A 21706-nucleotide genomic window follows, 5' to 3' on the forward strand; every position below is an offset into this window, starting at 1 on the left:
ACATGATCAAGACGGAAATCGGCACCAACGGCATCGGTCACCTGATCATCGACATGCCGGGTCGAAGCATGAATGTCCTCGAACCGCTGCTCGTCGCCGGCCTGCGCGCCGGCGTCGAATCCCTCGTGGCCAGCGCGGACGTCAAGGGCATCGTCATCCGCTCGGGCAAGGCCAGCTTCATCGCCGGAGCGGATCTTCAGCAGATGGCGGCGTTCGCCGCGCCTGGCGTGACGCCGCAGCAGGTGGTCGAGGGCGTCCGCTATCTCGGCGACTTCTTCCGTCGCATCGAGACCTGCGGCAAGCCGGTGGTCGCGGCGGCGTCGGGCACCGCGTTGGGCGGCGGCCTCGAGCTGATGCTGGCCTGCCACTACCGTATCGCCGCGGACGTACCCAAGGCGCAGTTCGGCTTCCCCGAGGTCAAGCTGGGTCTGTTGCCCGGCGCCGGCGGCACCCAGCGCGTTCCGCGCCTGATCGGTATCGCGAAGAGCATCCCGATGCTCACGGGCGGCGCCTCGATGAGCGCTGCCGAAGCCCAGCGGATCGGTCTGCTTGACGAGGTCGTGCCCGCCGAGGCGCTGGTGGTGGCGGCGGAAGCCGCCATCCTCGATGGGCGATTCACACCGGGTGCACCGTGGGACCGCAAGGAGTGGAAGCTGCCGGGGGGAGATGCCTACGCGCCTGCGAACGCCGCCGCGCTGATGATCGCGACCTCCCAGCTCAACGCCGCCACCAAGGGTCACTACCCGGCGCCCATCGCGATCCTGCGCTGCATCCACGACGGATCCAAACTGCCGATCGATCGTGCGCTCAAACTGGAAATGCAGTACTTCGCGCAACTGGTCCAGAGTGACGTCGCGCAGAATCTGATCCGCACAACGTTCTTCGCCAAGCAGGCCGCGGACAAGCTGGTACGCCGCCCGCCTGCGGTGCCCAAATCCTCGATCTCCAGGCTTGGAGTTTTGGGCGCCGGGTTCATGGGACAGGGCGTCGCCCGTGTCTCCGCGCAAGCCGGCATCGACGTCGTCCTGGTCGATCGTGAACCCGCCATCGCGGATCGGGCCAGGGACGCGATCCTGCAGTCGCTCGATTCCGAGGTGGCTGCCGGAAAGCTTTCCGCCGACACCCGGGACGCCGTCGCCAAGCGGGTGAAGGCGGGCGACGCGCACGAAAGTTTCGCCGGGTGCGAACTCGTGGTCGAAGCGGTACTCGAGGACCCGTCGGTCAAGGCCGACGCCATCCGTCGCACCGAGGCCCATACCGACGGCTCGGCGATCTTCGCCTCCAATACCTCGGCGTTGCCGATCGACGGCTTGGCGCAGTCCAGCGCGCGTCCCGACCATCTGATCGGTCTCCATTTCTTCTCGCCCGTACACAAGATGGCGCTGGTGGAGGTCGTGGTCGGCAGTCAGACGTCCGAGCAGACCCTCGCGCGCGCGCTGGACTACTGCGCGCAGATTCGAAAGACGCCGATCATCGTGGGCGACGGCTATGGCTTCTACACGACCCGCTGCGTGGATGCCTACATCCGCGAGGGGTTTCGCATGGTCTCGGAGGGCGTTTCGCCCGCGCTGATCGAGAACTGCGGGGTGGCACTGGGCATGCCGGTGGGTCCGCTGGCGCTGGCCGACGAGGTCGGCATCGACGTCATGCGTCACGTCGCACATTTCTTCCGCAGCCACGAGAAAGGCGAATGGGCGGACGACAAGCACGAACTCGCCAATCAACTGTTCGATGCGAAGGTCGAGGCGAAGCGGTTTGGCCGCAAGAGCGGCGCGGGCTTCTACGATTATCCGGAAGGCAGCCCCAAGCGTCTGCACAGGGCAGGCGCGGTGAGCGAGACGCAGCCGTCGACCGACGCGATCCAGGAGCGACTGCTCTTCGCGCAGATCGTCGAGGCGGTGCGGTGCTGGGCGGACGGCGTGGTGCAGGACACCTCGGAAGCCGACCTGGGTGCGCAACTGGCTTGGGCATTTCCTTCCTATCTGGGCGGACCCTTCGCATACGTCGACGACGTGGGGGGCAAGGCGTTCGTCGCCCGGTGCGATGCGCTCGTGCGCACGTGCGGGCCTCGCTTCGAAGTCCCCGAGCGTCTGCGTACCGCAGTTCACGCTAGGGAGTGGAACTTCGAAGCTGGCATGCGTCCCGCCCTGTACGCCGCCAACTGAGATGACGACATCTCAAGCACGCGGCGCACACACCAAGCCTGAGCTGAGCCGCATCGCCGTCTTCGGCGCCAACAACCACATCAGCCGGCCACTCGCGGCCTGGATCACCGAGCGAAGCGCGCAAACGCAGGTGCGTTTGATCGTGCGCAATCCGGATCATCGAGAAAGCCTGCGCCAAGCATTCCCTGGTGCCGAGATCGTGGTCGCCGACTACTACGACCTGGCTTCGGTCGAGCAGGCGCTGCGCAGTGTGAACGGCCTATTCGTCATCACGCCGGACTTTCTCGACGAGCAGCGCGCCATGACGAACGTCATCTACGCAGCCCGCGGCGAGCCCGGGCTGCTGCACATCGTGCGACTCGTCGCCGATCCGCCGGGAATGACGATGGACAGGATCCCAGACGCATTGAAGCGTTTCGGGGGAGGCACTGCGGTGCAGCACCTGCGCGCGAAAGCGCTGCTCGAGAACAGCGGCCTGCCGGTGACGTTCATCAACATCGGCGCGTACTTCATGCAGAACTTCAAGACGCCGTTCTTCAACGGCGCCCTGCGCGCCGAGCGCACGCTCGCGGTGCCGCGCAACCGTCGCATGGGCTTCATCGACACGCAGGACATCGGCGCCTGTGCGGCGGCCCTGCTGTTGTCGAAGGATCAACGGCACATCGGCCAGACCTATCACCTCGACAATGGTCACGACGTGATGTGGTTCGACGAGGTGGCACAGCTGATGTCCCAGGCCTTCGGTGAACCCATCCGCTACGACGGCTCCGATGAGACGTTCCTGAGGTTCTGCGGGGACGGCGTCAAGCAGTACATCGGACGACCGGATGCGGATGCGTACTTCCTCCACTACTTCCAGTTCGAGCAGGACAACCAGACCGTCTGGAGGAAGACCGACATCGTGGAGTTTCTCAGCGGCCGGCCGGCCACGCGGTTGAGCGACTGGCTGAAGGCGAACAAGGGCGAGATTCTCGGCACTGCCGCATGAGTCGGATTGAGTGTGATCAATCGTAGGTTTCTGACCTAGGTCGACGGCCGTTCCGGCGCCAAGATTGGCCCGACGGAACAGAAGAGGTCTTTTCGCGCCGAAGCGATCAGATATCCGGATTCCGGTGGTCGAAGGGAGGAATGCGATGGTGTGGCGTGAATGGACCGGACCCGCTCGACGCCGAGCTCGGCGTGCCCCGTGAACACGTTCCGCGATCTATTGGACAGCTCGCCCGTGGCTACACGATTGGAGGCCCGCCGGGTTATGCGCCTTCCGCGCTTTCGCGCGCTGGCAGACCGCCTCGCTTCGAAACTGGGAAAGGATGTGGGCGCCGTCCGCCGTGACGCGCAAGATCGTTTGGGCGAGATGGTCAGCGTCAAGAGTCGCGCCGGGACCTGGCTGTGGGATCACGCGCTGGGCCCTGCGCATACGCGAGCGTTCACCATCGACGCCGACGCCATCGCCGTCGCACGCCTGAAGAAGCTCAACGAGCAGCACGCGCTGGTGTTCCTGCCCTCGCATCGCTCCTACGCGGATGTGTTCGTCACGTCCAAGGCGCTCAGTGAGCACGGTCTTCGCCGCCCGCGGATCCTGGGCGGCGACAACCTGTCGTTCTTCCCGATGGGACCGATCGCGCGCCACAGCGGCGGCGTCTTCATCCGCCGCAGCTTCAAGAACGACGAGATCTACAAGGCGGTGTTGCAGGAGTACCTCACGCATATCGTCGCCAGCGGCGACAACCTCGAGTGGTACATGGAAGGCGGACGCAGTCGCACCGGCAAGCTGCGACCGCCCAAATACGGCCTGCTCAGCTACCTCGTCTATGCGATTCGCAGCGGCGCGGCAAAGGATGTAGTCCTGGTCCCGACCTCCATCACCTACGACCAGCTCCACGAGGTGCAGGCGATGATGGCGCAGGAGACCAGCGGTGCGAAGCCCAAGGAGGGGCTTCCCTGGTTGATCGACTACGCCCGCATGCAGCAAACGTGGATCGGCCACGTGCACCTGCGCTTCGGGGAGCCGCTGTCGTTGGCGGAACGGCTCACGGAGGCGGGCGATGACCGCGACCGCAATCGCTACCTCGTCGAAAAAACCGCCTTCGAAGTCTTCAAACGCATCAACCAGGCGACGCCTGTGACCTCGCAGGCGCTGGCGACCCTGGCGCTGCTTACTCTGGGCGATCGGGCATTGACGCTCGACGAGGTGTATCGACAGCTCGCGCCGCTGCTCGATTATTTGCGCGCGCGCAGTCTGCCCGTGTCGGAGGTGGAGCCCTTGCGGCATCACCACGGTGTCATGACCACGCTCGAGACCCTGGTGAAGACGGGCATCGTCGCGCGCTTTGACACGGGCACCGAGCCGGTCTATCGCATCGCGCCCGGTCGGCACGCCGTGGCAGCTTATTACCGCAACAGCGCGGTGCATTGGTTCATCAACCGCGCCCTCCTCGAGCTCGCGATGTGGAAGTCAGCGCATAGCGGGGCCGAGGACCTGGTCAAGGCGGGAAAAACCGAAACCCTGGCCCTGCGCGATCTGCTCAAGTTCGAGTTCATCTTCAGCGACCGGGTGGGGTTTCGCGAGGAACTGCTGGCTGAGTCCGACCTGTTCGATCCCGACTGGCGCAATCGCATTTCGACCGCACGCCAGCGCACCGACATGCTCGGCGACGCGCCGTTCCTGATCGCGCCCACCGTCCTACCCACGTTCCTCGAGGCCTACTACATCCTGGCCGACCGGCTGGCCGCAGTGCCCAGCGGCAAGGTCGTCGACGAGAAGGCGCTGCTCGACGCGTGCATGTCGGTGGGTCATCAGTACGTGCTGCAGCAGCGCGTGCTGCATCCCGAATGTCTGTCGCGCGAACTCTTCGCCAACGCGTTGCGCTTGGCGGGCAACCGGGAACTGCTGGCACCCGGCGGCCCCGACCTCGCGAAACGCCGCGTCGCCTTCGCGCGCGAGTGCGAGTCCTACATGCAGGCGTTGATCGAGCTGGCGGGCGCTCGCAGGCAGCCTCAGGTGACACCGCCAAAGGAGCCGGTTCGTGTCGCCGCCTAATCCTTCCTTCAACGAGGCACTCGACGCGCGCATTGCTGAGATCCTGGGAGGCCAGACAGGCCCCGCGATCGGCGCGTTCTTCGATTTCGACGGCACGTTAATCGACGGCTTTTCAGCGATGCACCTGGTGAAGGAGCGCTGGCGTCAAAAGCAGATCGGCCTGCGCGAGTTCTCGGAGCTTCTGACCTTCAGTCTCAACCATGGGCCGACCGACGCGGACTTCCACGAGTTGATCGGACAGTCGGTGTTGCGGTGGAAAGGTCTGAAGGAAGCCGACTTCGCGGCGCAGTGGGAGAAGCTGTTCGTCGCTCACATCGCCCAGACCGTGTTTCCGGAAGCGTGGCGCCTGGTCCAGGCGCATCGGCGCATGGGGCATACCGTGGCGATCGCGTCGTCGGCGACGCGCTATCAGATTCTGCCGCTGGCCCGCGAGATAGGAATTGAGCACGTGCTCGCCACGCCGCTTCAGGTCCGCGACGGCATTTTCACGGGCCGCCTGGCCGGCAGCCCCCTTTGGAATCAGGACAAGGCCCTGGCGGTCCGACATTTCGCTGCGACCCAAAAGGTGGACCTGGACGCGAGCTTCGCCTACGCCAATGGCGCCGAGGACGTGGCGTTCCTCTCCCAGGTGGGCGCGCCTTGCGCCGTCAATCCCAAGCCGGCGCTCGCCGCTGCCGCGAGCCGGGCTCGGTGGCCGGTCTTGGCATTCCGACAGCGGCGGAAATTCACGCTCGAGCAGCGGGCGCGCACGGTGGCCTCGTACGCGGCGATGGCAGGCAGCTTCGTATCGGGGCTCGCCGCTCACGCATTGGGGATGTCGCAGAACCGCGCGCTCAACCTCGTGACGTCCATGGCGCCGGACCTGGGTCTGGCGGCCGCGGGAATCGAGCTGCGCATCCAAGGCGAGGAGAATTTGTGGAAGGCGCGGCCGGCCGTGTTCGTGTTCAACCACCAATCGCCGCTCGACCTGGTGATCGGCGTCGGCCTGATGCGCCGCAACGCCACCGGTGTGGTCAAGAAGGAGATGGAGAACATGCTGGGTTGGGGCCAGTTCGGGCGGTTCATGGATATGGCCTTCGTCGATCGCGGTGACCCGGGCAAGGCCCGCGCGGCCCTGGCGCCGGCCGTCGAGAAGCTGAGGAAAGGGATGTCGCTCGGCATCTGTCCGGAAGGCACGCGGAGTTATTCGCCTCGCCTCGCGCCGTTCAAGAAGGGCGCGTTCCACATGGCGATGCAGGCTGGGGTGCCCGTCGTGCCGGTCGTCCTGCGCAACGCGGGCGAGGTGATGCATCGGGATGCACTGTGGATGCGCCCGGGCGTCGTCGACATCTGCGTGCTGCAACCGGTACCCACGCTCGACTGGACACTGGAGTCCCTGGACCGGCGCGTCGCCGAGGTCCGCCAGCAATTCCTTGACACCTTGGATCAATGGCCTGGGGCCACGGATGCGGAGCGCGCCGATGCGGCGCCGATCAATTCCAGACGCGCGAGGACGGCCCGATGAACGATCGTCGAGACACGGTCCCGGCACCGCCTGCCCCCCATCTTGCATGGGGTGGTGCACCGACTCTTAACGCGTTCGAGACCCTGATGTGGCGCATGGATCATTTCCCGAACCTGCGCTCGGCGGTGGTCTGTGTCGTGGTGCTGGACCGGGAGCCCGATGCGACGAGAATCCAGCAAATTCATCGGGCGGCGGCACAGTCGATTCCACGCCTCCGCGAGAAGCTGGTGGAGGTCCCCCTGGGGCTCCCGGCGTGGGTCGCAGACGAGCGGTTCGAACTCGGTGTTCACCTCCGCGTTCACCCACTGGCCGCAGGCGCGGGCATCCGGGAAGTGCTCGACCATGCTGCCGAGATGGCCATGGCACCGTTCGATCACGCCCGGCCACCTTGGGAGGCGCACGTCGTCACGGGGATGAAAGGCGGCGGCGCGGCCTACGTGCTGAAGCTGCATCACGCCCTCAGCGACGGCATCGGCATCGTGCAATTGCTCTCGATGCTCTTCAGCCGCCGGCGCGAAATCGACGGCGCCCCGTTTTCGCAGGTGGCGGCGCCCTCGACCATGCCGGGCTCGCCGGCAACGTTGAGGCTGCTGGGTCGCCAACTCGAACGCAGGTTGCGCGACCTTCCGCGGCGAGTGCGGTCCGGTTACGAGATCGTGCAACGACAGGTCCGTTCGGCCGAGGGCCTCAGCGGGGCAGTTTCCGAACTTGCCAAATACGCCGGATCGGTCCGACGCGCAATGGCGCCCTTGATGGCGGAGCCGTCCCCGTTGCTGAAGGCTCGTAACCACCGCTGGCGTTTCGAGACGCTCGACGTTCCATTGGCGAAGTTCAAGGCCGCTGCGAAGGCCTGCGGCGCGACGCTCAACGACGCCTACGTGGCGGGCCTGCTGGGTGGCTTCGCGCGTTATCACCGAGAAAACGGTGTAGAGGTCGACGAGATACCAATCGGCATGCCGATCAACGTCCGAGCGCAGGGGGCAGCCGGCGGTGGGAATCATTTTGCGCCCGGTCAACTCGTCGGGCCTCTGGGCGAACTGGGTCCCATGGAGCGCATGCGACTCATCGGCGCGCAGGTCTCGCGGCTGCGCAACGAGCCCGCGCTGTCGGCGCCGCTGGCTCTCATGCCGATGCTGGTGTCGCTCCCGTCCGATACGCTGGCCAAGATCATGGGGCCGAAGATGGCGGCCAACGATCTTCAGTGCAGCAACGTTCCCGGGCTTCGCGAAGACGTGTTCCTTGCCGGCGCGCAGGCCACCCGCCTGTATCCCTACGCGCCGTTGCCGGGCGTGCCCGCCATGATCTCTTTGGTCACGCACGGAGAGAACTGCTGCATCGGCATGAATCTCGATAGCGCGGCGATTGCGGATGCGGCGCGGTTCACGCGCTGCCAGCGGGAGAGCTTGGACGAGATTCTCGCGCTGGAAGCAGGACCGGGTGGAAAGTCAAAACGCGCAATCCGATGACGGCACATCTTTCCGTGTGGCGCGCGGAGAAGGCCTCCTCGCGACGTCGCGCGCGTCGATACCTGTGCGATAGAAAAATGAATCCATTCGAGACTGCGCGCGCCCAGGCTGCTTGGTGCGGTGATGCCCCGTGAAGACTGAATCGCCGGAAGTCTACGAAGGCGGATCGGGTGAGCCGCTGGTGCTGCTCCACGGAGTCGGTGGATCGTGGCGCATCTGGAAGCCGGTGATCCCGCTTCTGGAGCGCAGGTACCGCGTCATCGTTCCCAATTTGCCAGGCCACCCCGGCGGCGCGGCGCTGAGTGGAGCGCCGACGGTCGCACACTTGGCCGATACCTTGATTGCCCAACTGCGCGCGAGGGGCATCCAGGATGCCCACGTCGCCGGGAACTCACTGGGCGGCTGGCTCGCTGTGGAACTGGCTCGCCGCGGCTTCGCGCGCTCCGTCACCGCATTGTCACCGGCGGGTGCGTGGAGCTCCGCCGAAGCGTTCAAGGCGCTTGCCGACAATCTGTCGCTGCGCTTTCGCCTCATGTCGGTGCTGTACGTGCTGTTCTGGATCTTCATGATCTTCGCCGGCGTTCGCAGAGTGTTGGCCAAAGACACCATGAAGCGCGGCGACCGCGTTCCGACTCCGGAATTCCGCGCCATGTTGCGCAGTTTCCGCGACGCGCAGGTATTGCCTCCCCTGTTCGCCAACACGGGCCCAGCCGGAGGACTCATGCCGCTTGCGGCCGGTGCCATTCCGATACGCGTCGCTTGGTGCGCCGATGATCTAGTTCTGCCGTATGACATCTACGGCGCGCCGTTCGTTGCGAGGATCGCCGGCGTGGACCGCGTCGTCATCGACTCCGTCGGGCATGTGCCGATGTACGACGACCCCGCAACGGTCGCGCGCGTGATCACGGAAGGCTGTCGTGTTGCGGGCCCGGCCGGGATTGCCGCGGATTGTTGAGTCGCCGGAGGCTACCCGTCTCGCATGCCAAAACGCACCCGTAACGGCAGCGGATCGGTGTGTTCGATCGTCGCTTTTCGTCCTGTCTGAATGACGTCAAGGGCTCCTACATTGCGCCGGTCGTGCATGCCCTGTCCGCGAGTGATGCGGCCGGCGTGACTGAACGGCGAACTCGGTCATAGGAACTGCGATGAACCAGCTTCGGCAGCATGGTTACACCTGGAGAGTCGAGGGCGAACTCACCTCGGCGCAGCTTGGCCAGAAGGCGGTGTCGCCGGACCGACGGTTCTACCGCGAGCTTGCCGCGCGTTATCGAGCCTACGTGTACGACGTGCCCAAGGACGCGTTTCCCACTTTTCTCGAAGCCCTGCATTTCGAGTCCTGGTGAAGCACATCGCTTGGACCCAGGAGCGCACTGCTTCTGGACGCGCCACTCGCTAAAGCCAGTCACTGCACTGCCCATCACAGCCGCATAGGAATCACGCGCACCGGTAGAAATCGAGGAGGAGACATGCAATTCACACAAGGCCTGCACCGAGCCGTGCAACAAAGGCCGAACGCTGTGGCCACAGTGTGCAACGGGCGCGTGCGGACGATGGCGCAACTGCGCGATCGTGTTGGGCGTCTTGCTGCCGGTCTCCACTCCCGAGGCGTGCGGCGCGGGGATCGCGTCTGCATGCTTTCGCTCAACTCGGACCGCTACCTCGAAACCTACCTCGCGCTTGCCTGGCTCGGGGCTGTGGTCAACCCCGCGAACTTCCGCTGGAACGTCGGCGAGATCCTGTACTCGATCCAAGATTCGGAATGTGTGGCCCTGATCGTCGACGACCCATTCGTCACCATGATCGGCGCCATTCGCGACGGTGCACCGAGCCTGCGCTTGATCGTCCATGCCGGCGACATGTCGGCACCGGCGGGAACCGAGTCATTCGAGGGGCTGATCGACTCGCACACGGCAGTGGACGACCTGGAGCTGGGTGGCGACGAGCTGCTCGGCATCTTTTACACCGGGGGCACCACCGGAGCTCCCAAGGGCGTGATGCTGAGCCACGCCAATGTTCACTCCTCAGCGATGGCGCTCCTCGCCGAGGGTGCGGTGCCGGAGGGAAGTGTTGCGCTGCACGCGGCACCGATGTTCCACCTGGCCGACTTCATGCTGACCTGCTGCCTGCTGCTGCGTGGCGGAGAGCACGTCATGCTGCCGAGCTTCCAGCCGGCATCGGTCGTCGATTTGATTCGAACGCGTGGCATATCGGACTTGCTCATGGTGCCGGCGATGCTGCAGATGTTGGTGGACGCGCCGGCCATGGTGGGAGCCGACGTCGCGAGCGTACGGCGCATCATCTACGGCGCATCCCCGGCCTCGGAAGCTCTGCTCGATCGAGTGATGTCCGCCTTCGCAGGAGCCGACCTGCTGCAGGTATACGGCATGACGGAGGCCTCGGCCGTGATGAGCGTGCTTCCCCCGGCGATGCACGTCCCGGCCGCTCGTCCCTTGGGTCGACTTCGTTCGGGAGGTCGCGCTTGCCTGCACGTGCAAATCCGCATCGTGGACGGCGAGGATCGCGAAGTTCCCCAAGGCGAAGTCGGAGAGATCACCGCGCGCGGCCCGAACATCATGCAGGGCTATCTCAACAAATCGGATGCCACGACATCTGCCCTGAAAAACGGTTGGATGCATACCGGCGACATGGGCTACATGGACGCGGACGGCTACGTCTTCATCGTCGATCGCATCAAGGACATGATCATCTCGGGCGGGGAGAACGTCTACTCGGCGGAGGTGGAAAACGCGATCGCCAAGCATCCCGCGGTCGCAGCGTGTGCCGTGGTCGGCATCCCCTGCAAGGACATGGGCGAAAAGATCCACGCTGCAGTGGTCCTCAAACCGGGGGCGACGCTCGACAGCGATGCGCTCTACCAGCATTGCAAGCAGCTGATCGCAGGCTACAAGTGCCCGCGAAGCCTCGAGGTGCGTGAGTCGCTTCCTGTCTCGGGAGCTGGGAAGGTGCTGAAAACAGAGTTGAGAAAGCCGTATTGGGCATCCATGGGCCGCGCGGTGAATTAAACGAGGCCATTCCACCCACTTGCCCGCTGGCTTGTCCCCTCGGCGCACCACGTGATCGGAGAACATGCATGACAACAGAATCGAACAAGGAGCTCGTACGGAAGTTCCTGCATTGTTTCAGTACCCGGGATGTTGCGACTGCCGCACAACTGACCACCGATGACTTGAAATGGTGGATGGGCGGTCGGATCGAGCTGTTTCCGCTAATCGGTGGGGCGCCGAAGAACGCAATCAGCACCGTATTCGACGAACTCCTTCCCGAAACGCGGCACGGGCTGGCGGTCGAGCCGCTCGACATGATTGCCGAGGGCGATAAGGTCGCTTGCGAGGCCGTCACGCGCGGCGAGTTGGGTAATGCGCGAAGCTACTCCAACGAATATCACCTGTTGTTCACGTTTCGCGACGGAAAGATCGCATCAGTGAAGGAATACGTGGGAATGCTGTATGCGGGCGGAACGTCACGACCGTAGCAAAAGTGGATCGTCGACTAGGGGAACAACAGCGGTTTGCGAAGTGCCAATTCGCAATCCCGAACCTGCCAATCGAAAATCGAAACGTAGCCGGGCTGACGCCTGATGTCGTCCCCAAATATGTAGCGGGACTCCATCATGGTTCGCCGATTCACCCCCTTCGGTAGAGGGGACAACTCGCGTGTCGATGGTGCGCTGCGCTGCCACAGAGTGGAACTTCAAGTGACGGTCCCTCGCGCACGGTCGACGCTGCAAGATTTTTGCCGTGCACATTCAGTACATACCGAGCCACTCCGTTGAAAGTGTTTCGTCGACCGGCAGGGTGCTTTCGAATGGGAATTGGAAATGGGCAAGCGGCGCACTGGCGTGACCGTGCGAGACATCAATCGGTGGCTGGCGCAAGGGTTCGGATCTGGAGTGGAGGGCTTATACAAGCCTTGGCTGCGCGTTTCGGACGTGCCTTCTAAAGGGAGATCACGACGTGTGCGCGGACTCAAGTCTGGTCGGGTGCATCACCTACTCTCTGATCTCGAGTACGCCATCTTCTTGATGGCTGAGTACTCCACGCTGATCGTCGACATTCGCGAGCAATTTCCGTTGCTACCCTACGGCTCGACCGAAGTGATCGCCGCGGATATGGGCGTGCGACATCCGATCTATCCGGAAAGCGTCACACCGGTGGTAATGTCGCACGACTTCGTACTCACGATGAGCGACAAGGCGACGGATCAAACGCCGCTCGCAATCAGTGCCAAGTATCAGTGGAACGAGGCCGCCAAGAACAAGCGAATGCTCGAGAAGCTGGAGATCGAGCGTCGATTCGCCACGAAGGTAGGCCGCACGAACTGGAAGCTTGTCACCGACGCCAACTTCGATCCGATGGTCGTCTCGAACCTCGATTGGCTGCACTACGGCATGCGGCATGACCTACCGAAGGAATACCGTCAGATTGCGCCTTGCCTCCTTCCTCTATTGCGTGGTCTGGACTACCAGGAACGACGCCTGTCCGCGGTTCTGACGGACCTGGAGAAGATTCCGGACCTGCGCGGACTCAGTCCGACGATCGCGTTCAAGGTCGCTGCGTGGATGGGCCATCTGCCGCTGGATCTCGCATCGGAAATCCGTCCGAGGAAGATCGTCAAGGAAATGCACGCCACGAGGGACATCGCAGAGCTCCCGCATGTCGCGTGATCCCGTTCGGAACGATGTCGTTGAGGCGATTGGTGACGGAGCTCCGTTCGAAGGATTGCAGCGAATTCTTCACGTCGACCCTCAAACCAACTTCTGCATCTACTACGGGCTCAAGAAGCCCTACGGCTTCCCGGTCCTCGGTCAATGGGACGAGTTGCTCACTGCTATCCACGACCGCAAGACTGTCAGGATCACGCAGTTGAAGGATCGCGCAGTTCAGCTGATTCCCGAGAAGGACCTCGAGGCCAGCTATGCCGAATCGCGGGACAAGGCGTGGGCGCGAATCGAACCCCTGGTCACCGGGAGTGATGAGGTACGGATGTTCTTCGCGGAAACGCGCGGGATCCTCATCCGAGGGCGATGCAATGAACTGAGTGTCGGAAAGAACCAGGTCTATGCCGATTTGCGTCGCTACTGGGCATATGGGCAGACCCAGTCGGCACTCTTGCCGGATTGGAAGGACAGAGGTCTTCCAGCCGGGTTCAGCCGAGAAGTCTTCCACGAGGGGAGGTGTGTTGACGACGTCCCGCAGCGCGACCAAGAGGGCCTGACGCGTGGTTTCGGGGAGCTCTCGAATCCTCTGGTAGTAGTCGAGCGATTGGCCCAGCGATGCGAAGGAAGCGTCCAGCTTGCTGAAATCCGCTGTCAGTTGCAGACCGTCGGCTTTGGTTTGCCCCCGCTTCAGAATCTTGACGCTCCCGATGAGCTCATGGGGATCGCTACCGTGCTGAACATAGAGCTGATATTGGGTCTGAAATTTGAAGTCGTTCCAGTTGTCCTGCTGAAGCACGAAGCGCTCGAGCGGCTTGTCTTTAGGCAGTCCTCTGGCGGGCGCCACTAGTGAAAATTTGACGATGCTACGAGAGGCCATTGCCAGTCCTGTGGTCGATGATCTTGCCGTCGCTGCGGCCGACAGGATCGGGCCGATGAGTTGAGGGCTGCGACGAGCCCTAGGTTGACGAGTGTTCCGCTTTTCGGGATCGCTTAGATCCGACGCTCAAGCTTATTCTGGCTCGGGGCCGCAGAATTCCAAAGCGAACGCCGGATCTTTCGAGCGATGAGCCGCACGATGGGTCCTAAGAGGTCAACTCAATGCGCGGATCGCACCTCGATCCCGCCCGCGTGTGCCACTGATCAAGCGTGCGAGTTCGGTCGAGCGCGCGCGACGTGAATCTGGTCGAGCAGCCTTGCCATTGCATCCCACCGCTTGCAGCGTAGGTAACCCGACTCCGTGTAGGCGACTTGAATGCCCGCCAACTGGAGCACTGAGCGGGCGTCCCAGACGATGGGCTCCGCGACCGCCCAGACCATCGCTCCGCTGATGCCCTCCAGGGGTAGCGTCGCCTTCGGTTCGCCGGCTGCTCCCTTGGCGGTGCGCCCGTACTGCAGGAAGAAATCGTCGTCATCCCGCTCGCTCGGGAGCGGACCGAGGTAGGGGCTCGTATAGACCTGGGTGAGCTGGGTGGCGTGCAAGTTCGCCGATTCGACATCAAGCTGCCCTGTGACGCGCGGAAACCCTGCGACGATGAATCGGGCCGTCGTGCCCGACGTCGCTTGGCGGATGTCTGACAGATCCAGGACCCTCCACGTCCGTATCACCTGATGGAGGGCCGATGCGGGTAAATCGGTACGGCCGCTAGATCGGTGACTTCGTCCGAGCCGTACACGGCCGCGCCCTTGAGGGACAAAACCTCCCCTCCATCTCCCGAGCGGGACGCCCAGTTGATCCCGTGGCACGTCGGTTACGACATGGCGCGCTGTCAGCAGATAACAGCCGTCGTCGGTGCGAAGTAGAGGCCCTGTACCGCGGAAAGCTGCGTCGGTGCCGTTGCATTGAATGATGGGCACACAAGTCGACACGAGCGCCCGTTGAATAATTGGGCGCTCCAGGTCCGAGAATCCCGTAGGGGACGAATGCATCCCGTTTCCCGCTCCCTTGCCGACGGCTTTAGGTCGTCTTGCAGGCGACCTGGACGGATTCAAGGTCTAGGCTGAAATTTATTCAGCGATTGCAGCAAGTTACGTTACGGCGATGGCGAGGGATGAACGTTCGGTTCAGATCTTTATTGCCGCTCAGTTCAACTCTTAATTACCCGGTTCAATTCTTAATTACGCCATCACAGCGCTGCTTCTTCGCGGCGAAGTGCAGTAAAAATTCCATCTGGTCGGCCAGAATTTTTCGGTTCGACAGGATCAGATATTCGGCAAGGTTGGGCGTGTACGGCACCGCCAGCAATTTCATGTTGGCTTCTTCGGGCGTGCGATTCGCCTTGCGGTGATTGCAACGTTCGCAGGCGGTGACGCAGTTTTCCCAGATGCTCTGGCCGCCCCGTGACGCAGGGACGATGTGATCGCGGGTCAGCTTCGAGACATGAAACTGGTGACCGCAGTACAGGCACAGGTTGCGGTCGCGCTGGAAGAGCGTGCGGTTGGTCAGCAGTGGCGTGCCGCTGGCGAATTTCCGCGTGCGATCGGCCACCGCGATGATGGAGCCGATCTCGAAGCTCGAGCGCGATCCGGTACGTGCGCAGGTGCCGCCCAGGATGCGGAAACGTTCCGCGCCGGCTTCCCAGCAAACCCGTTCGCGCGCATACAGCGTCACGGCCGATTGCCATCGAATCCAGGCTACCGGCTGACCACCTGCATCGAGCTTGAGGATGGAGGGAATCATCTTCCTTGCACGAATGACCGAAGGGAGGCTCCGCTCGCGCGAAACCTTGCCGCGACAATCCACCGAATCTGCCTGTTTTACGTGAAGGCTTCAAGGCGACGGGTTGTCCGACGCCTCCCGCATCGGCGCTTTCTAGGCCGCGGGCGTGCGGAAGTAGGCCTGCGCAAACGACGCGTGCATCTCGCCAAGACCGATCTGGATCTCGTCGATCAGCTCGGAAAGCCCCTTTTCGACCAGTCGCTCGATGTTGGCGTCCTGGACCAGCGCGCGCACGCGCCAGAGCGTGCGTTCGACGTTGCGATTCTGCGGCAGGTGGGGCAGGCAGGCCCCCACGGCGCCCAGGCAGAACATGACGCTGCGCGGGAACTCGCGGTTCTGCAGCAGGAAGCGCAGGACACCGGTTCGATTGACGCGCGCGCGCACGTGACGCCGGTACATCTGATACGCCGTGAGCGAACGCAGCACGCTCATCCACTGGATGTTGTAGAACGGGGCAAGGTCGTGGCGCCCGCTGGAATCGATCAGCGAGGTGGAGCGCACGTCGAGGATGCGCGTCGTCATGTCGGCCTGCTCGACGTTGGTCCCGACCTTCAGGAACTGGAAGCCGACATCGCGGCTCATGTTCGTCGTCAGTGTGCCGTAGACCAGTACGGATCCATCGATGACGCGCTGCAGGAATTCCTGCCGACGCGTCCGCGAGGTGACCATCTCGCCACGACCCTGCACGAAATAATGCAGATCGTTGAGCTTCTCCCAGACTTCGCGCGGCATCGAGTCGCGCACCGTGCGCAAGATCTCGCGCGCGGCGTGCAGCGACGACAGGATGGACCCGCCGTTGCGCTCATCGAGCATCAGGAAGCGCAGGATGTTGGCTTCCGTGATGTCGGTGTAGTGCTCCTTGTACGTCTCGTCGGCGCCGACGATCTGGACCAACGGCTCCCAGCCCATCGTCATGCCCTTGGGCAGATCGAGCAGCAGGTTGGCGTTGACGTTGATCAGTCGCGCGGTGTTCTCGGCGCGCTGCAGGTAGCGTCCAAACCAGTAGAGGCTGTCGGCGACTCGCGAGAGCATCAGCGCGGCCCCTGGGACTGCGACTGGGATTGCGGCAGCAACGGCTGCGCCACCGCCTCGGCATCGACGTCGACCACCCAGGTGTCCTTCGCGCCGCCGCCCTGCGAGGAATTCACGACCAGCGACCCGCGCGTCATCGCCACGCGGGTCAGACCGCCGGTGGTGACGTAGGTGGAATCGCCGCGCGACAGGATGAAGGGGCGCAGGTCGAGATGGCGCGGCTCCACGGTCTCGTCGTTCATCAAGGTCGGCGCGGTCGACAGCGAGAGCGTGGGCTGGGCCATGTAGTTGCGCGGATTGGCCTCGATCAGCGCCCGGAATTTTTCGCGTTCCTCGGGCGCAGAACGGGGGCCGATCAGCATGCCGTAGCCGCCGGATTCGTTTGCCGGTTTGACCACGACCTTGTCGAGGTTGGCCAGCACGTGGCTACGATCCTTCGGATACATGCACAGCCAGCTCGGCACGTTCGGAAGAATGGCGTCCTCGCCCAGGTAGTACTTGATCATCTTGGGTACGAAGGCATAGACGACCTTGTCGTCCGCCACACCCGCTCCGGGCGCGTTGGCCAGACCCAGTCGCCCCTTGAGCCAGGAACGCATCAGGCCCTTGCAGCCGAGCACCGAGTCTTCGCGGAACACCTCGGGGTCGAGGAACAGATCATCGATGCGGCGATAGATCACATCGACGCGCTTGGAGCCGTAGATCGTGCGCATGTACGTGCAGTCGTCGTCGGCAACGAACAGGTCCGAGCCCTCGACGAGTTCGATGCCCATCTGCTGCGCGAGCCAGGCGTGCTCGAAGTACGCGCTGTTGTAGATGCCCGGCGTGAGCAGGACGATGTTGGGCTGATCGAGCGGACGCGGCGACATCGCCACCAGCATGTCGTAGAGCTGGGCGGGATAGTCGTCGACCGGCAGGATCGTGGTGTTTTCGAACAGTTCGGGAAACACGCGCTTCATGACGAGACGGTTCTCGACCATGTAGCTGACGCCCGAGGGCACGCGCAGGTTGTCTTCGAGCACGTAGAGCGTGCCGTCCTTGTCGCGCACCAGGTCCGATCCGCAGATATGCGCCCAGATGTCGTGCTTGGGCTTCATGCCGACGCATTGGGGCCGGAAGTTCACGGACTCGTGCAGGAGCTCGGCCGGGAAGATCTTGTCCTTGACGATCTTCTGGTCGTTGTAGATGTCCTGGATGAACAGGTTCAGGGCGGCCGCACGCTGCTTGAGTCCGGCCTCGGTCTTCTCCCATTCGCTGCGCGGGATCACGCGGGGAATCACGTCGAAGGGCCAGGCCCGGTCGACGTTCTTGCCCTCGCTGTAGACGGTGAAGCTGATGCCCATGACCTTGATGGCCAGCTCGGCGGCCAGCCGGCGCTCGGCCAGCTCCGCGTTGCTCAGGTCGTCGAGGTACTCGGCCAGTCGGCGCGCAGCAGGCCGAGGCAGGCCAGGCCCACCGAACAGTTCGTCGTAGAAGTCTTCGCAGCGGTACTGCTGCCAGTCGATGGCCATTGCGCTTAGGGCGCCAAGAATATTTTTTGAGGTTCGAAAGCTACCTCAAAAACTCACGCAAAACACAGGCCACCGCGGTAAACTTCTTCAAACAAACGGGTCGCTCATGACGAAGTCCAGACCTGCCCTCGAATTCAAGGGCCGCATGCTGTCCATCACCCGGGTCCGGATCCTGGACGAGAACCCGACGGCGATCGAAGCTCAATTAAAGACGTTCACGCGCAGCCTCGGCGAAGCCGCTGAGGGCCTGCCGCTGCTGCTCGACGCCGAGTCGCCCGTGGGTCTGAAGCCGATCCTGGCGGCGATGCGCGCCGTCGGCGTCCAGCCCATCGCCGTGGTGGAGGGGCCGCTCAGCGAGGCGGCCAGGGAATGCGGCCTCGCGATCTTGACCCGGGACATGATCTCCGACGGTGCGCCGCGCGCCAGCGCGCCGGTGGAATCGGTGCGTGCTGCGCCGGCACCCGCCGCCACACCGGTGGCGCCCGCGGAACGCCGCCCCGCGCGCGTGGTCACCGAGCCGATCCGTTCCGGACAGCAGATTTACGCCGAAGCCTCCGACCTGATCGTGATGACCACGGTCAGCCCCGGCGCGGAAGTGATTGCCGACGGCTGCGTGCACGTTTACGGTCCGCTTCGTGGCCGCGCCATCGCGGGCGCCCGCGGCGACGTCCACGCACGCGTGTTCTGCCGGCGCATGGAAGCCGAACTGATGGCGGTCGCCGGTATCTATGCGGTGGCGGACCAGATGAAGGGCGCGTTGCGGGGCGTGGCCGTGCAGGCCTACCTCAAGCACGGCGTGCTGACGATCGACAAGCTGGATTGGTAGAGCGGACCGCGCAGCGCGATCCGGATGAAATAAACGAACGCGTTCCGACGGGTTTGCGGGCGCGACAACGACAGAGGGTTTCAATTGGCAAAAATCATCGTGGTGACCTCGGGTAAAGGCGGCGTCGGCAAGACCACCACCAGCGCTTCTTTCGCGACCGGCCTTGCCGCGCGCGGCAAGAAGACCGTCGTCATCGATTTCGACGTGGGTCTGCGCAATCTCGACCTCATCATGGGTTGCGAGCGGCGCGTGGTGTTCGATTTCGTGAACGTCATCCAGGGCGAAGCCAATCTGCGCCAGGCCCTGATCAAGGACAAGAACAACGAGAATCTTTCGATCCTGGCGGCCAGCCAGACGCGCGACAAGGACGCGCTGTCGGAAGAAGGCGTGGAGAAGGTGCTGAACGACCTCGCCAAGGAGTTCGATTACATCGTGTGCGATTCGCCTGCCGGCATCGAGCGCGGCGCGCATCTCGCGATGTACTTTGCCGACGAGGCGCTGGTGGTCACCAATCCGGAAGTCTCTTCGGTGCGTGACTCCGACCGGGTGCTCGGACTGCTGTCGAGCAAGACCCACAAGAGCGAGAAGGGTGAAGGTCGCGTTCGCGAGCATCTCGTGCTCACGCGCTACAACCCGGTACGCGTCGAGAAGGGCGAGATGCTGTCCGTCAAGGACGTGCAGGACATCCTGGCGATCCCGTTGCTGGGCGTCATTCCCGAGGCTTCGGCGGTGCTGACGGCGTCCAACTCCGGTGCGCCGGTGATCCTTGACCAGAACAATGAGGCCGGACAGGCGTACGACGATCTCGTCGCCCGTTTTCTTGGCGAGGACCGCCCGCATCGCTTCGTCGAGGTACAGAAGAAGGGCTTCCTTTCGAAGCTGTTCGGAGGCTGAGCATGGATCTGCTTGGCTGGTTCAAGTCAAAGAAGGCGCCCACGGCGAATACCGCACGCGATCGCCTGATGATGGTCGTCGCCATCCAGCGTGACCAGGACGGGCGCCGTACCACCACCGGAAACGGGGGCGCGGTCTCCTACCTGCCGGCGCTGCGTGAAGAACTGCTCGCCGTCGTGCGCAAGTACGTGTCGGTACCGGACAGTGCCGTCAAGGTCGACGTGCAGAAGGAAGCGGGTCTCGAAGTGCTCGAGATGAATATCACGTTACCCGAGCGCACCTGATGCTTCGTCGGGGGCGCGGGCAGATCGACGCGCTTCCGAGACGGATGTCGGGCTGACTGGAGCGATCCCGGGCTGCGCTGCCGGGTGCCGGCCGGGATTCAGCCCGCGTCCTTCTTCAGCCACTCGCGAAGGCTGGTGCGACCTTTCGATTCCACGAATCCCCGTTCTGCGTCGTCGAGCAGCTCGACGATTTCGCGACCCAGCTCCTGCTGCGGCTTGAGCTCGGAGGTGCCGGCGCGGATCGCGCGCCAAAGATCCCCGAGAGTCGCGGATTCCAGGTCGCGCGCGGGGATGAGCTGTGTGCGTAGGCGTCCGGATTCGGTCAGAAAGCCGCGCGCGATCAGCGTATCGACGGCGCGGGCAACGTGCTCCGGCGCGGCTCCCAGCTCGCGCACGAGGTCTTCCTGCGCCACCGCCGGCTTGCCCTCGATGAATCGCTGGCCCGCGGTTCCCATGATCATCAGGGCGAGATATTCGGAGTGCCGGCCGGAGGCCAGCGGCACGATGCGGTCCGGCTTCATGTGGGCGGGGTGCTGGATGTAGAAGGCGAGCTGACAGCCGATCAGCAGGATCAGCCAACCCACATAGAGCCAGATCAGCAGCAGGATGACGACGGCGAAGCTCGAGTAGATCGCGTCGTAATTCGTCGTGCCGGCGACGAACGATGCAAACGCGACGCTGGCGGTCTGCCACAGCACACCGGACGTCAGGCCCGCGATGGCGGCGGCCTTCAGGTTCACCTTCGTGTTCGGCATGTACGCGTACAGGAACGTGAACATGCCGACGATCATCGCGTAGGGAATCAGTCGCGTGAGGCTGTACAGCGCAAATCCGAACGGCTCGATGTTCTTGATCTGCGTGACGACGCCGCTATTGAGCACCGACGCCGTGATGCCTAGCGCTGCGAACACCATCACGGGGCCCACCATCAGGACGCTCAGATATTCGCCCACCCGTTGGACGAACGGACGGGAGCGTTCGATGCGCCAGATATAGTTGAAGCTGGACTCGACTTTCTGGATCAGCGAAATCGCCGTGTAGAAGAGCAGGGCGACGCCGACGGAGCCCAGCAGTCCCACCTGGATCTTCTCGACGAACCCGATGATCTTTCCGGTGAGATCGGCCGCCTGCGGCCCGAGCGGCCGCAGCAGTTCGAACAGAACGGGCTCCAAGGTGTTTCGGACGCCCAGTGCCTTGAGCACCGAAAAGCCGAGCGCGAGAAACGGCACCAGCGACAGCAGCGTCGTGTAGACCAGGCTCATCGCGCGCATCGAGAGCTGGCCTTCGAAGAGATCGCGCGTCAACGAAAACACGTAGCGGCCGGTTTGGATCAGCCGGGTTTCGGAGCGCGAAAGCGCGGCGCGCTCCTGCCACAGATGAACCCTGAGCCGGGACAGGAAGTTGGTGGGCAGCATGCGGCGAAGTGTAGTCGCTAAGAATTGGACGGCCGCGTCCGTGGCTGACGTATTCGAATGCGCTGCTTGGAGCCGATCCGACGAACGGCCGGTGGATTTTGCAACCGATCGTTGACATTGTTGCACCGCAACAATACGATGCTGTCGGACCGTGCTGCACCGCACAAGCGCGCGG

At 63.6% G+C, this 21706-nt stretch carries 19 protein-coding genes; 14 read left to right on the forward strand and 5 right to left on the reverse strand.

The annotated features are described in order from the left end of the window. Positions 1-2: 2 nt before the first annotated feature. The 11 genes from DFR24_RS22060 to DFR24_RS22110 all read left to right on the forward strand — a co-directional run bounded on the left by DFR24_RS22060 (position 3) and on the right by DFR24_RS22110 (position 13700). Positions 3-2165 carry a 3-hydroxyacyl-CoA dehydrogenase NAD-binding domain-containing protein gene (locus DFR24_RS22060; RefSeq protein WP_133883628.1) on the forward strand — a complete coding sequence of 721 codons (2163 nt, stop codon included), beginning with the start codon at positions 3-5 and terminating at the stop codon, positions 2163-2165. A gap of 1 nt (position 2166) precedes the next feature. After that, positions 2167-3153, forward strand: coding sequence for an NmrA family NAD(P)-binding protein (locus DFR24_RS22065; RefSeq protein WP_162851377.1), 987 nt, complete (start codon positions 2167-2169; stop codon positions 3151-3153). Positions 3154-3519: 366 nt separating this feature from the next. Further along, entirely contained in the window at positions 3520-5205 is a 1686-nt protein-coding gene (locus DFR24_RS22070) for a 1-acyl-sn-glycerol-3-phosphate acyltransferase (RefSeq protein WP_162851378.1), read from the forward strand. After that, complete coding sequence (locus DFR24_RS22075) at positions 5192-6709, forward strand: HAD-IB family hydrolase (RefSeq protein WP_133883631.1); 1518 nt, start codon at positions 5192-5194, stop codon at positions 6707-6709. The genes DFR24_RS22070 and DFR24_RS22075 overlap by 14 nt, the downstream gene beginning before the upstream one ends. A gap of 86 nt (positions 6710-6795) precedes the next feature. Next, positions 6796-8175, forward strand: coding sequence for a wax ester/triacylglycerol synthase domain-containing protein (locus tag DFR24_RS22080; protein WP_162851379.1), 1380 nt, complete (start codon positions 6796-6798; stop codon positions 8173-8175). Between the two features lie 130 nt (positions 8176-8305). Next, positions 8306-9130 carry an alpha/beta fold hydrolase gene (locus tag DFR24_RS22085; protein ID WP_133883633.1) on the forward strand — a complete coding sequence of 275 codons (825 nt, stop codon included), beginning with the start codon at positions 8306-8308 and terminating at the stop codon, positions 9128-9130. Between the two features lie 190 nt (positions 9131-9320). Beyond that, entirely contained in the window at positions 9321-9518 is a 198-nt protein-coding gene (locus DFR24_RS22090) for a hypothetical protein (RefSeq protein WP_133883634.1), read from the forward strand. A gap of 123 nt (positions 9519-9641) precedes the next feature. Beyond that, complete coding sequence (locus DFR24_RS22095) at positions 9642-11198, forward strand: acyl-CoA synthetase (RefSeq protein ID WP_133883635.1); 1557 nt, start codon at positions 9642-9644, stop codon at positions 11196-11198. A 68-nt stretch (positions 11199-11266) separates the two neighbouring features. After that, complete coding sequence (locus tag DFR24_RS22100; RefSeq protein WP_133883636.1) at positions 11267-11668, forward strand: nuclear transport factor 2 family protein; 402 nt, start codon at positions 11267-11269, stop codon at positions 11666-11668. Between the two features lie 345 nt (positions 11669-12013). Beyond that, positions 12014-12859: a TnsA endonuclease N-terminal domain-containing protein gene (locus DFR24_RS22105; protein WP_133883637.1), complete on the forward strand. Its 846-nt coding sequence runs from the start codon at positions 12014-12016 to the stop codon at positions 12857-12859. Beyond that, positions 12849-13700: a hypothetical protein gene (locus tag DFR24_RS22110; RefSeq protein ID WP_133883638.1), complete on the forward strand. Its 852-nt coding sequence runs from the start codon at positions 12849-12851 to the stop codon at positions 13698-13700. Before DFR24_RS22105 ends, DFR24_RS22110 begins: the two co-directional genes overlap by 11 nt. 293 nt (positions 13701-13993) lie before the next feature. On the opposite strand, the gene DFR24_RS22115 is transcribed toward DFR24_RS22110, so the two are convergent. The 4 genes from DFR24_RS22115 to DFR24_RS22130 all read right to left on the reverse strand — a co-directional run bounded on the left by DFR24_RS22115 (position 13994) and on the right by DFR24_RS22130 (position 18112). After that, a complete protein-coding gene (locus DFR24_RS22115) occupies positions 13994-14332 on the reverse strand; it encodes a hypothetical protein (protein WP_133883639.1) in 339 nt (112 codons plus the stop codon). Positions 14333-14957: 625 nt separating this feature from the next. After that, positions 14958-15530, reverse strand: a complete 573-nt coding sequence (locus DFR24_RS22120; RefSeq protein WP_133883640.1) for an HNH endonuclease — start codon at positions 15528-15530, stop codon at positions 14958-14960. 132 nt (positions 15531-15662) lie between these two features. Beyond that, a complete protein-coding gene (locus tag DFR24_RS22125) occupies positions 15663-16601 on the reverse strand; it encodes an alpha-E domain-containing protein (protein ID WP_133883641.1) in 939 nt (312 codons plus the stop codon). Beyond that, the gene (locus DFR24_RS22130; RefSeq protein WP_133883642.1) at positions 16601-18112 is read right to left on the reverse strand and encodes a circularly permuted type 2 ATP-grasp protein; all 1512 of its coding nucleotides are present in this window, start codon (positions 18110-18112) and stop codon (positions 16601-16603) included. Before DFR24_RS22130 ends, DFR24_RS22125 begins: the two co-directional genes overlap by 1 nt. A gap of 106 nt (positions 18113-18218) precedes the next feature. Between DFR24_RS22130 and minC the strand changes: the two genes are divergently transcribed. The 3 genes from minC to minE all read left to right on the forward strand — a co-directional run bounded on the left by minC (position 18219) and on the right by minE (position 20116). Next, entirely contained in the window at positions 18219-18938 is a 720-nt protein-coding gene (minC, locus tag DFR24_RS22135) for a septum site-determining protein MinC (protein WP_133883643.1), read from the forward strand. 84 nt (positions 18939-19022) lie between these two features. Then, positions 19023-19832: a septum site-determining protein MinD gene (gene minD / locus DFR24_RS22140; RefSeq protein WP_133883644.1), complete on the forward strand. Its 810-nt coding sequence runs from the start codon at positions 19023-19025 to the stop codon at positions 19830-19832. A 2-nt stretch (positions 19833-19834) separates the two neighbouring features. Continuing rightward, positions 19835-20116 (forward strand): cell division topological specificity factor MinE, encoded by a 282-nt coding sequence (gene minE, locus DFR24_RS22145; protein ID WP_133883645.1) that lies wholly within the window; start codon positions 19835-19837, stop codon positions 20114-20116. Between the two features lie 98 nt (positions 20117-20214). Here the strand turns inward: minE and DFR24_RS22150 are convergent, their stop codons facing one another. After that, positions 20215-21531 (reverse strand): YihY/virulence factor BrkB family protein, encoded by a 1317-nt coding sequence (locus DFR24_RS22150; protein WP_133883646.1) that lies wholly within the window; start codon positions 21529-21531, stop codon positions 20215-20217. Positions 21532-21706 lie beyond the last annotated feature (175 nt).

Origin of the sequence: Panacagrimonas perspica (assembly GCF_004364935.1) — a bacterium.
Lineage (GTDB): Bacteria > Pseudomonadota > Gammaproteobacteria > Nevskiales > Nevskiaceae > Panacagrimonas > Panacagrimonas perspica.

Excerpts from the sequence above, each read along its gene's own strand:
- DFR24_RS22060 (WP_133883628.1), top strand. The coding sequence starts at position 3 with ATGATCAAGACGGAAATCGGCACCAACGGCATCGGTCACCTGATCATC.
- DFR24_RS22065 (WP_162851377.1), top strand. The coding sequence starts at position 2,167 with ATGACGACATCTCAAGCACGCGGCGCACACACCAAGCCTGAGCTGAGC.
- DFR24_RS22070 (WP_162851378.1), top strand. The coding sequence starts at position 3,520 with ATGGTCAGCGTCAAGAGTCGCGCCGGGACCTGGCTGTGGGATCACGCG.
- DFR24_RS22080 (WP_162851379.1), top strand. The coding sequence starts at position 6,796 with ATGTGGCGCATGGATCATTTCCCGAACCTGCGCTCGGCGGTGGTCTGT.
- DFR24_RS22090 (WP_133883634.1), top strand. The coding sequence starts at position 9,321 with ATGAACCAGCTTCGGCAGCATGGTTACACCTGGAGAGTCGAGGGCGAA.
- DFR24_RS22095 (WP_133883635.1), top strand. The coding sequence starts at position 9,642 with ATGCAATTCACACAAGGCCTGCACCGAGCCGTGCAACAAAGGCCGAAC.
- DFR24_RS22100 (WP_133883636.1), top strand. The coding sequence starts at position 11,267 with ATGACAACAGAATCGAACAAGGAGCTCGTACGGAAGTTCCTGCATTGT.
- DFR24_RS22105 (WP_133883637.1), top strand. The coding sequence starts at position 12,014 with ATGGGCAAGCGGCGCACTGGCGTGACCGTGCGAGACATCAATCGGTGG.
- DFR24_RS22110 (WP_133883638.1), top strand. The coding sequence starts at position 12,849 with ATGTCGCGTGATCCCGTTCGGAACGATGTCGTTGAGGCGATTGGTGAC.
- DFR24_RS22120 (WP_133883640.1), bottom strand. The coding sequence starts at position 15,530 with ATGATTCCCTCCATCCTCAAGCTCGATGCAGGTGGTCAGCCGGTAGCC.
- DFR24_RS22125 (WP_133883641.1), bottom strand. The coding sequence starts at position 16,601 with ATGCTCTCGCGAGTCGCCGACAGCCTCTACTGGTTTGGACGCTACCTG.
- DFR24_RS22130 (WP_133883642.1), bottom strand. The coding sequence starts at position 18,112 with ATGGCCATCGACTGGCAGCAGTACCGCTGCGAAGACTTCTACGACGAA.
- minC (WP_133883643.1), top strand. The coding sequence starts at position 18,219 with ATGACGAAGTCCAGACCTGCCCTCGAATTCAAGGGCCGCATGCTGTCC.
- minE (WP_133883645.1), top strand. The coding sequence starts at position 19,835 with ATGGATCTGCTTGGCTGGTTCAAGTCAAAGAAGGCGCCCACGGCGAAT.
- DFR24_RS22150 (WP_133883646.1), bottom strand. The coding sequence starts at position 21,531 with ATGCTGCCCACCAACTTCCTGTCCCGGCTCAGGGTTCATCTGTGGCAG.